Source organism: Sulfitobacter sp. 15WGC, assembly GCF_005068605.1.
Taxonomy (GTDB): domain Bacteria; phylum Pseudomonadota; class Alphaproteobacteria; order Rhodobacterales; family Rhodobacteraceae; genus Sulfitobacter; species Sulfitobacter faviae.
This window is the reverse complement of sequence record NZ_SZNL01000012.1, coordinates 1-10,466: the sequence shown is the minus strand read 5'-3', so window position 1 is coordinate 10,466 and position 10,466 is coordinate 1. Positions and strand designations below refer to the sequence as shown.

General features: G+C 63.5%; 7 protein-coding genes and 3 pseudogenes. 6 read left to right on the top strand and 4 right to left on the bottom strand.

Annotated elements, in window-relative coordinates; all coding sequences use genetic code 11:
• The 4 genes and pseudogenes from FCK22_RS11610 to FCK22_RS11595 all read left to right on the top strand — a co-directional run.
• Positions 1–1,691 (top strand): annotated as a pseudogene (locus tag FCK22_RS11610) (disulfide oxidoreductase); the annotation flags it as partial.
• Positions 1,692–2,075, top strand: coding sequence for an RNA-binding S4 domain-containing protein (locus tag FCK22_RS11605; protein ID WP_067262480.1), 384 nt, complete (start codon positions 1,692–1,694; stop codon positions 2,073–2,075). It begins immediately after the preceding pseudogene.
• Between the two features lie 51 nt (positions 2,076–2,126).
• Positions 2,127–2,462, top strand: a complete 336-nt coding sequence (fdxA, locus tag FCK22_RS11600; RefSeq protein ID WP_067262482.1) for a ferredoxin FdxA — start codon at positions 2,127–2,129, stop codon at positions 2,460–2,462.
• A gap of 313 nt (positions 2,463–2,775) precedes the next feature.
• Positions 2,776–3,288, top strand: coding sequence for a CarD family transcriptional regulator (locus FCK22_RS11595; RefSeq protein WP_007120274.1), 513 nt, complete (start codon positions 2,776–2,778; stop codon positions 3,286–3,288).
• 52 nt (positions 3,289–3,340) lie between these two features.
• On the opposite strand, the gene cobS is transcribed toward FCK22_RS11595, so the two are convergent.
• Positions 3,341–4,147, bottom strand: coding sequence for an adenosylcobinamide-GDP ribazoletransferase (cobS, locus tag FCK22_RS11590; protein WP_082851986.1), 807 nt, complete (start codon positions 4,145–4,147; stop codon positions 3,341–3,343).
• Positions 4,148–4,226: 79 nt separating this feature from the next.
• On the opposite strand from cobS, the gene cobT reads away from it, so the two are divergent.
• On the top strand, positions 4,227–5,240 hold the full coding sequence (gene cobT, locus FCK22_RS11585; protein ID WP_067262485.1) for a nicotinate-nucleotide--dimethylbenzimidazole phosphoribosyltransferase: 1,014 nt from the start codon (positions 4,227–4,229) through the stop codon (positions 5,238–5,240).
• 36 nt (positions 5,241–5,276) lie between these two features.
• Here the strand turns inward: cobT and FCK22_RS11580 are convergent.
• Both FCK22_RS11580 and FCK22_RS11575 read right to left on the bottom strand, forming a co-directional pair.
• A pseudogene (locus FCK22_RS11580) lies at positions 5,277–7,189 on the bottom strand (monovalent cation:proton antiporter-2 (CPA2) family protein).
• 18 nt (positions 7,190–7,207) lie between these two features.
• Entirely contained in the window at positions 7,208–7,663 is a 456-nt protein-coding gene (locus tag FCK22_RS11575; RefSeq protein ID WP_067262495.1) for an Lrp/AsnC family transcriptional regulator, read from the bottom strand.
• Positions 7,664–7,800: 137 nt separating this feature from the next.
• On the opposite strand from FCK22_RS11575, the gene hppD reads away from it, so the two are divergent.
• Positions 7,801–8,895, top strand: coding sequence for a 4-hydroxyphenylpyruvate dioxygenase (gene hppD / locus FCK22_RS11570; RefSeq protein WP_067262490.1), 1,095 nt, complete (start codon positions 7,801–7,803; stop codon positions 8,893–8,895).
• Positions 8,896–8,957: 62 nt separating this feature from the next.
• On the opposite strand, the pseudogene FCK22_RS11565 reads toward hppD, so the two are convergent.
• Positions 8,958–10,466: pseudogene (locus tag FCK22_RS11565) on the bottom strand (hypothetical protein); the annotation flags it as partial.

Here is a 10,466-nt window from a genome sequence, read left to right as displayed (position 1 = left end):
GCCGCAAGGGCTGGACAAAGGACGAAAGCCATTGGCGCGACACGACGCGTGTCGTAGAAGACCGCTTGTCGGACGCTCTGCATGAGCGTTTGACTCAAAGATTTGTAGATCGGCGCACAAGTGTATTGCTGCGCCGGCTTGGACAGAAGGAAGCCATGGTGGCCGATGTAAACGAGACCGGTGAAGTCACCGTTGAAGGTGAATTTGTAGGCAAGCTGGACGGGTTCCGCTTTCGGGTGGACAAGGGCGCGGGTGCGGCTGAAGACAAAACGGTGAAAACCGCCGCATTGCAGGCCTTGGCTCCGCAGTTCCATCTGCGCGCCGACCGGTTCTACAACGCCCCGGACACCGAGATTGACTTCACCGAACAGGGCGGCCTCATGTGGGGCAGCGCTGCGGTGGGCAAACTGACCGCTGGCAGCGACGCGCTGAAGCCGCAGGTCGAAGTCTTTGTCGACGATATCGCCGGGCCTGAAGTGGCCGAGAAGGTGAAACGCCGCCTCCAGCACTTCATCGACCGCAAGGTCGCGGCCCTGTTCGAGCCGCTTCTGGGGCTGAGCAAGGATGACACGTTGACTGGGCTGGCCCGTGGCTTTGCCTTCCAACTGGTTGAGAATTTCGGCATTCTGCCCCGCGCCCAAGTGGCCGAGGATGTGAAGGCGCTGGATCAAGACGCCCGCGGTGCGCTGCGCAAACATGGCATCCGGTTCGGCCAGTTTACCATCTTTATGCCGCTAATGCTCAAACCCGCGCCGACGCGGTTGCGTCTGGTGCTCTGGTCGCTGGCCAAAGGGCTGAACGAATTCCCTGAATCCCCCCCTCCCGGTCTGGTGACCATTCCGGTTGAAGCCGAGGCACCCGCCGGGGCCGACACCATGTCGGGCTACCGCAACGCCGGCAAACGCGCGATCCGCATCGACATGCTGGAACGTCTCGCCGATATGCTGCGGGCCGAAGATTCGCGCGGTGGGTTCGAGGCCAAGCCTGACATGCTGTCGATCACCGGCATGACGCTTGAGCAATTCGCCGACCTGATGGAAGGTCTGGGCTACAAGGCCGAGAAGGATGAGCGGACCAAGGTGAAACCCGTCGATGTGGTGATGCCCAAAGACGGCAGCCATGACGCGATGGCCCCCTCCGCCGATACCGTGGTGCCCGAGAAAATTGACAGCGATCTGCCCGGTGACGACGCGGCCGACAAGCCGATCATGGATGTCGCCGCCGATGAACCTGCAGGCGGTATCATCGAAACCCCTTCGGATGAGACTAACCCCGATGACCGCCCTGCGGATGTGGCGCAGATGCCCGACGATGGCATCGCGCCCATGGCCGATGTGGCCTCCGAAGAGCCTGAGGTCGACACCAACATCCCCGAAGTGCCAGCGGAAGAAATCCCGCAGGGCACCGCGCCCGACGCCGATGTCGCCGGGCCGGAGATGGAGACCTATTACATCTTCACATGGGCCCGGAGCCCGCGTGGCAATGGCGGTGGCAACCGTCGCGGCGGGGATCGCAACCAAGGGCAGGGCAAGCCGCGTGGCAAACCTGCCAAGGGCAAGGGGCGCAAGCCCGGCGGTGACAAAGGCGGCAAGTCGCAGAACTTCTCGGCCCGTCCTCCGCGCAAGGAAAAGCAGATCGACCCTGACAACCCCTTTGCCGCCGCGCTGATGGGGCTGAAGGACGACAAGTAAGTGGAGGCGGGCGCGAAACTGCGGCTGGACAAATGGCTGTGGCACGCCCGCTTTTTCAAGACCCGTTCGCTCGCTGCCGCGCAGGTGGCGGGCGGCGCGGTTCGGATCAACGGCACGCCGACGCAGAAACGCGCCAGCAACGTCGGCCCCGGCGATGTGCTAACCTTTCCGCAAGGCAACCATGTGCGGGTGATCCGCATCGAGGCGATCGGCCATCGCCGCGGCCCGGCCCCCGAAGCGCAGACGCTCTACACCGATCTGTCCCCGCCGCAGCCCAAATCAAAGGACAGACAGCCCGAAAATCCCGGTTTTGAGGGAAAGGGCCGCCCGACCAAGCGCGACCGCAGGCAGCTTGATCTTTCTAAGGCGCGCCACCTTGAATGATCCCGCGCTCCGGTTTAGCTAGTCCCTCACATATCCAGCCAGAGTTTCCGCATGACCTATATTGTGAATGACGCCTGCATCGCTTGCAAATACACCGACTGCGTCGAAGTGTGCCCGGTGGACTGCTTCTATGAAGGCGAGAACATGCTGGTGATCCACCCCGATGAATGCATCGATTGCGGCGTTTGCGAGCCTGAGTGCCCCGCCGATGCGATCCGTCCGGACACCGAGCCGGATATGGAGAAATGGGTGGAGTTCAACCGCAAGTATTCCGAACTTTGGCCTGTCATCATCACCAAGAAAGACCCGCTGCCCGAAGCGGAAGAGATGGATGGCAAAGAGGGCAAGATGGAGCTCTTCTCGGAAAAACCGGGCGAGGGCGGCTAAGGCACGGCGATTCGCGCTTTGTTGCGCCTCTGTGACCTCAACTTTAGGTGTTAACCCGCTGAATTGACCGGGAAACCGCCGATGGCGGCTCGGGGGCGCTTCCGAAAGGCGTGATTCTGTGCTATAGTGTCTTCAAGCTGTAACACACGAGCCTGATAATGTTTCGACCCTGCTGCCAAGGTTGACCTCACATTTCTAACTCAAACGCACCCGAACGCAGACCGCTCAGGCTGCGCTTCGCATGCGTTTTACGTGCTGTTCAGGTGTCTGAGTTAATGGCGGGGATTCCCCCGCGCGCCAAGGAGCGATCTATATGACCAAATCGAAAAAGCTTGATTTCCGCCCCAATGAATTCGTCGTCTACCCTGCGCATGGCGTGGGGCAGATCGTCTCGATTGAGGAGCAGGAAGTTGCCGGCATCGCGCTGGAGCTCTTCGTAATTTCCTTTGAAAAAGACAAGATGACCCTGCGGGTGCCGACCCATAAGGCGACCGAAATCGGCATGCGCGCCCTGTCGACGCCCGATGTAATCAACCACGCGATGAAGACGCTCAAGGGCAAGGCCAAGGTTAAGCGCGCCATGTGGTCCCGCCGCGCGCAGGAGTATGAGCAAAAGATCAACTCCGGCGATCTGATTGCCATTGCCGAGGTCGTGCGCGACCTGCACCGCACCGACGACCAGCGCGAGCAGAGCTATTCCGAGCGTCAGCTTTACGAAGCAGCGCTTGAGCGCCTGACCCGTGAAGTGGCCGCCGTATCGGGCGGCGATGAACTCGCTGCCGCAAAGCAGGTCGGCGATGTGCTGGAAAGCCGTGTGGCCGCTTAAGCGGGGCACAATTTAAGATAAGGCCGCGTCCCTTCCGGGGGCGCGGTTTTTTTTATGGAATGGCCTGCCAGCCGTAGGCCATCATCTGGCAACCAGTCAGCAGGGCGATTTCGGTCACCTGTTGGGTCGCGCCCAAGACATCGCCGGTCTGTCCGCCGATCTTGCGTTTGGCGATCTGGCGGACCACCAATGCGGCAAGCAGCGCCAAAAGCGCCAAGCGCCATGCGGAATAATCCGGCGCCAGCACGATCACGACCACGCCGATCAGCACCGCCACCGCCGTCGCCAATTCCCCGGGGCGGCCCGTGCGGTCAGACAGCCCATCGCGGCGGGCGGTGGGCAGGCTGTCCATCACCCAGACCATCGCCGCCCGCGATGCGCAGGAGGCGACGACCAGCGCCCAGATCAGCGCCTCATCTGTGATCAATTCGCTGATGAGATACCAACGCAGCAAAAGCGACAGCACCAGCGCCACAACGCCATAGGTGCCGATCACGCTGTCTTTCATGATCTTCAGGCGCTTTTCGCGGGTCCAGCCGCCCCAGAACCCATCGGCGCAATCGGCGAGGCCATCCTCATGCATCGCCCCGCTTAGCATCACGAGTGTCAGCAGCACGAAGGCGGCGACCAGCGGCGGCGTCGCGCCTAAGCGCGTCAGCGCCACACCGACGGCCCCGGCAATCAGCGCCAGCACGATCCCGACCAGCGGATAGGCCCAAGCGCTGCGGGCCGGGGGGCGGTGCGGCTCGGTCGGGAAATGGAAATGCGGCAGGGGCAGGCGGGTCAGCAAGGCAAAGGCCACGGCGATGTCGCGGGGCCGGAAGGCCTGCCTCAGGGCGGTGATGTCGGGAATGGCCATTATTTCGCCCCTTCGGCACTTTCAGCGCCGACAGGCTAAGGCTAGAAACGATTGAATATCAATCCGCAAAGGGCCGCATATGAACACGTCTTTCGCCAGTCTTACCGAATTTCGCAGCCTGCTGCGTGCGATGCCCGCCTGCGACGACGCGGCGATGGCAGAGGCGCGGTCGCATGACGCCATGCTGACCAAACCCCCCGGCGCGCTTGGCCGGTTGGAGGATCTCGCCGTCTGGTATCGCGGCTGGCGCGGCGGGGCGCGGGCCGAGATCGCCGCGCCCCAGATCATCGTGTTTGCAGGCAACCACGGGGTCGCCGCGCGGGGCGTCTCGGCCTTCCCGGCAGAGGTGACGGCGCAGATGGTGTCGAACTTCGAACAGGGCGGGGCGGCGATTAACCAGATCGCACGGGTCAATGGCGCGAGCCTCGACGTGGTGCCGCTGTCCTTGGACAGGCCCACCCAGGATTTCACCGTCGCGCCCGCGATGGCGGAAGACGAATTCGTCGAGGCGCTGCGGGCGGGCTGGGAGGCGGTCAATCCCGAGGCCGATCTGCTTGTCGTGGGTGAGATGGGCATCGCCAACACCACCTCGGCGGCGGCACTTGCCACGGCGCTTTTGGGCGGCGGGGCGGAGTTTTGGACCGGACGCGGCACCGGGGTGGATGACGCGGGCCTGTCACTGAAGACCGAGGTCGTGGCCGAGGGGGTCGCCCTGCATGCGGACAAGGGCGATGGGCTAGAGGCCCTGCGCCGCCTCGGGGGGCGGGAATTGGCCGCGATGGCCGGAGCACTGGCGCGGGCGCGGGCCTTGCGCATCCCGGTGATCCTCGACGGTTTCATCTGCTGTGCCGCCGCGCTCAGCCTCGCGCGCACGGCACCCGGCGCGCTGGATCACTGCGTCGCGGGGCATCTCAGCGCGGAAAGTGGTCACCGGCGGCTCTTGGGCGCGTTGGACAAGGAGCCGCTGCTGGAGTTGAACCTGCGTCTGGGGGAAGGCTCTGGCGCGGGCTTGGCGATTGGCATCCTCAAGACCGCGCTTGCCTGTCACGCGGGCATGGCCACCTTCGCCGAAGCGGGCGTCAGCGACGCATAGGGCTGTGCTGGCGGCCCCCCCAAAGGGCTGCCCGGTTCAGGCGCTTTCCTTGCCCTTGTCTTCGCCAAGATTGAGAAAGGCGGTCTCCAAATCCTTCTGCAACTCCTTCGCCCGGGCACATAGGCGGCGTTTTGCGAGGGCGGCACATCGGGCCGCCAAAGCGCCGCCAATTCCCGGACCGAGACCCGGTCGTGGGCGTAGAAAAGCTTTTGTGCCTCATTCGCCTCGAAATCTGAAAGCCCCATGTTTTCCAACACATAGCGCCCGGCCCGAAGCGAGCTGTCGAACATTTCGCGCACGATGTCATTCGACCCGGCCTGATAGTGGCGGTAGACCTCCTCCCGGTCGCGCGCGCGGCTGACGATATGCAGGTTCGGGTTCTCTTTCCGCGCGTAGGAGATGAGAGTGACTGCCGATTTCGGGTCATCAAGGGCCACCACCAAGACGCTGGCGTCTTGCAGCCCCGCTTTGCGCAGGATGTCGGGCCGCGTCGGATCGCCCAGAAACCCCTTGAAGCCAAAGCGCCGCATGACGGCGATGGTCTCGGGGTTGTGGTCCAGCACGACGGTTTGAAATCCGCTGGCTTGGACCATCCGGTTCACCATCTGGCCAAAGCGACCGACGCCCGCGATGATCACCGGGCCGCTGCTGTCGATCTCATCGGCGATGACGGGGCCGCCGTCGTCAAGGCGTCGGCTGATCAGGTCGTGCAGGATGAAAAGCAGCGGCGTGATCAGCATGGTTAGGGCCACGACCAGCAAAAGCGTCTCGCCAATCGGGTCGGGCATGACGCCGGTGGCGAGGGAAAAGCTGACCAGCACAAAACCAAATTCCCCGGCCTGCGCCAGCGCCAGCGTGAAAAGCCAACCGTCGCGGCCTTTGAGGCGGAAGAGGCGGCCCAGTACCATCAGGATCAGCGCTTTGACGATGATGACCAACAGCGCCATGCAGATCAGGATCAGCGGTTTTTCGAACAGCAGGACAAAGTTGATGCCCGCCCCCACGGTGATGAAAAACAGCCCCAAGAGCAGCCCCTTAAAAGGTTCGAGGTCGGTTTCCAACTCATGGCGGAACTCGCTGCTGGCAAGCACCACGCCCGCCAGAAAGGCGCCGAGCGCGGGCGACAGACCGACCACGGTCATCAGCGAGGAAATCCCCACCACGATCAGCAGCGCCAGCGCGGTGTACATCTCGCGCAGCTTGGCGAGGTGGATGTAGCGGAACACCGGACGGGTCAGGTAGATGCCCACGAGGATGATCGCGGCGACCGCTCCGATAGTAACCAGCGTAACGCCCCAGCCCGGCAGGCTTTGCACGAAGGTCTGCGCGGCATGGGCGACGTCGCCTGCGTGGCTGCCCTCGGCCCCGTGATGGGCATTCTCCACCGCCTCAGGGTCGAGCGAGATGGACCCATCGGGCAAAAGCCCGCCCGGAATGCCCGTGGCCAGCAGCGGCAGGAAGGCGAGGATGGGGATCACTGCGATATCCTGCGTCAGCAGGACAGAGAAGACGGAGCGCCCCCCTTGGGTCCGCATCAGCCCCTTTTCCGAAAGGGTTTGCAACACGATGGCCGTCGAGGACAGCGCCAGCGTCAGCCCGATTGCCAGCGCCACGCGCCACGGCTGGTCGTAAGCCATGGCGATGGCCATGAGTGCCGCCGTCGACAGCAGCACTTGCAAGCCCCCCAAGCCCAGCAGACGGTGGCGCATGTCCCAGAGCGCGCGCGGCTCCAACTCCAACCCGATCAGGAAGAGCATCATCACAACGCCGAATTCCGCGAAATGCTGCACGTCCTTCGTCTCGGACCCGACGAGGCCCAGCACCGGCCCGATCAGAATGCCCGCCGCCAGATAGCCCAACACCGACCCCAGCCCCAATCGCGCGGCGATGGGCACGGCAATCACCGCGGCGGCCAGATAGACGGAGGCTTGGAACAGGAAACCTTCCATTGCGGTCCTCTTTCAGAGTCAGGTGGGCAATGGCCCGTCCTGTTTCAGTTGATCCATGACAATCTGGCTATGCACCCGGCTCACGGCCTGATGGGGCAGAAGAACGTCGTGGATGAGCCTGTTCAGGCTCGGCAGATCGTCACAATAGACCCTCAGGAGGTAGTCCGCATCCCCCGTCATCGTCCATGCGCTCACAATCTCGGGACGGGTGGCCATGAGCCGGGCAAAGCTTGCCGAATGTTCCGGCCCGTGGGTGCCCAGATGGACCTGCACGAAGCCCTGCACGTTCAGCCCCATCCGCACCGGATCAAGCCGCGCGTGATAGCCGCGAATGTAGCCTTCGACCTCCAACCGCTGACGCCTGCGCCCCGCTTGGCTGGGGGAGAGGTTCAGCTCTTGTCCCAACTCCTGCGCCGTGAGGTGGGCGTTCTTTTGCAGCGCCGTTAGCAGCCGCCTGTCGATCTCATCGAGCATGATGCGCGATCTCCGCATGGTTTGGAGGTAGTATGCGTCGCTTGTGCGAAATTGACCAGTTGAATGCTGCGATACGCGCAATTCGGGCGGCGGTTGCGGCGTAGACTGGGGCAAATCCCAAAGCAGAGGAGACTGACATGGGCCCTTTCCCGCATGACGCCCCGAAATCGCAGATCACGGCAGAGAACCCCGCCGGCACCGATGGTTTCGAGTTTGTCGAATTTGCCAGCCCCGACCCGCAGGCGCTGCGCGATGTCTTCACCAAAATGGGCTATGCCCATGTCGCCAACCACAAGACCAAGAAGATCGAGCTTTGGCAGCAGGGCGACATCACCTACGTCTTGAACCACGACCCCGAGAGCTTTGCCGCGCGTTTTGTCGAAGAGCACGGCCCCTGCGCCCCCTCCATGGGCTGGCGCGTCGTGGATGCGCAAAAGGCGCTGGCGCACGCGGTGGCCAATGGGGCCGAGGAATATAAGGGCGATGGCAAGGTGCTCGACGTGCCCGCGATCATGGGCATCGGCGGCTCGCTGATCTATTTCGTCGACCAATATTACGATACCTCGCCCTACAATTGGGAATACGACTGGATCGCCAAGTCGAAACCCGAGGGCGTGGGGTTCTACTACCTCGACCACCTGACGCACAACGTGCACAAGGGCAATATGGACGTCTGGTTCAAGTTCTACGGCGACCTGTTCAACTTCCGCGAAATCCGCTTCTTCGACATTGAGGGCAAATATACGGGGCTCACCAGCCGCGCGCTGACCTCGCCCTGCGGGCGCATTCGCATCCCGATCAACGAAGACCGAGGCGAAACCGGGCAGATCGTGGCCTATCTCAAGAAATACAACGGTGAGGGCATCCAGCATATCGCCGTTGGTGCGCGCAACATCTATGACGCCACCGATGCGATTGCCGACAATGGGCTGAAGTTCATGCCCGGGCCGCCTGAGACCTATTACAAGATGTCGAAAGAGCGGGTGACCGGCCACGAAGAGCCGCTGGACCGCATGCAGAAACACGGCATCCTGATCGACGGCGAAGGTGTGGTCGACGGCGGCGAGACGCGCATCCTGTTGCAGATTTTCTCGAAAACCGTGATCGGGCCGATCTTCTTTGAGTTCATCGAACGCAAGGGCGACGATGGTTTCGGTGAGGGCAACTTCAAGGCGCTCTTTGAATCGATCGAGCAAGAGCAGATCGACAATGGCGAGCTTGAGGCCACCTAATCAGAAGTACATCCGGGGGAGGGAAAAAGGGGCGCTGCGGCGTCCCTTTTTTGTGTTGAAACCTAGTTCGGCATCTTCAGCACGACATTCCGACCCCGGCGCACATAGCGCAGCTCGCTATCGCCGATGGCCGAGACGCGGCCCCCGTCGATCCGGTCGCCGACCTCAACCTTTTGATAACGCCCGTTGCTGAGCCGAACCAGAGCGCGGCGGTTCGAGGGCTTGCCATAGACGCCGATCAGATTGACGTCGCGCAGGTTGATCGCATTCTTCACCGTGGCCTGTTTCGCCACGGAGGTCTTCGAGGGGAAACGCGGCTGCACGGCCTTGGGTGCCACGCTCGCGACCTGTGCAGGCGCGGCCCGGCGGGCGGCGCGTTTCACGATCCGGTCGAAATTGCGGGGCCGGGTATCGGGGCGGCGCGACTGGGTTGTGGCCTGTTTCGTCGCGTTTTGGATTGCGGGCGGCGTGGCGAGGGCGGCGGCGACCGCGCCACTGGTGTCGATGGGGGCGACCTCGGGCTCAGGCGTGGCAGCGGCGAGCGCTTCCTGAGCGATTTCTTGAACGGATTTGGGCCGCAGTTGCGGGCGCAGATCGGCCAATTCGGACCGTGTCAGCCCGCCAAGCTGGGCGCGTTCGGTCGTCTCTGCCAAATCGTCGGGGCGCAGACGGGGCCGGACCTCGGCCAAGGCGCTGTCGACCTCGGGCTCGGCCGGTTCGGCTTCGGGCCGGGTCAGAGTGGCGGGGGGCTGCACGGCGGGGCGTCCGAGGTAAACCAAATGGCCATCGGGGCTGAGCGCCCCCTGCGCCGTGGGTTTGACCAAGCCGCGCGCGTCCAGCGCAAAGCGCGTGCCCGCCGCCGCCGGAGAGCTGACCGCGCCGGGGGCGATGTCGGTGCCGAACCCATCGGCGGGCGGCAGGGCCACGGCGTCTGTCGTGCTGCTGATCGGGTCGATGCTGGTGAGGTAGAGATCGTCGATATCAATCGCCGCTGCCGGGGCCGGGGGCACGTCCGGGGCGCGGGCCCAGATGCCGGTGGTGGCATATTTGGCGTCGATCTCGGCCTCGGTCATCTCTGACAGGGGGCGCGGCTCAGGGTCGCGCAGCGCGTCGAGGACGGCACCGTCTTCGTCGGTCAGACCAGCGTCCAAGGCGGCGGTTTCTATCGCGTCAGGCTCTGCCGGTTCGGGGGGCAAAACGGCGATGTCATTTTCGACCTCAGGGGTTTCCGCAGGGGCCAAGGCTTCGGCTGTGCTGCGCGGGCTGCGGTCGCCAAAGAGCCGCGAAAGCGCGCTGCCCTCGTCGAGGAAGATCGAGGCCCAAGCCGCGACACCGGCCAAGAAGACCAAAAGCGCCGCTGTCAGGATCAGGCCAAGGAAACGCGGCTTGCCGCCGACTTCGTTCCGGCGGCGCGCGCCGAAAACGGTCATCCGCTCGGCCTCTGAGGCGAACTTGGCCTTGATCGCCTCTTCGACGCCGGTCCATATCGGCATCATCGAACATGATGAAAGGTGCATGGCCGACCGAGTTCGCAGCACCAGACGTTCACGCTGTCCGATGCCTGACGGTAC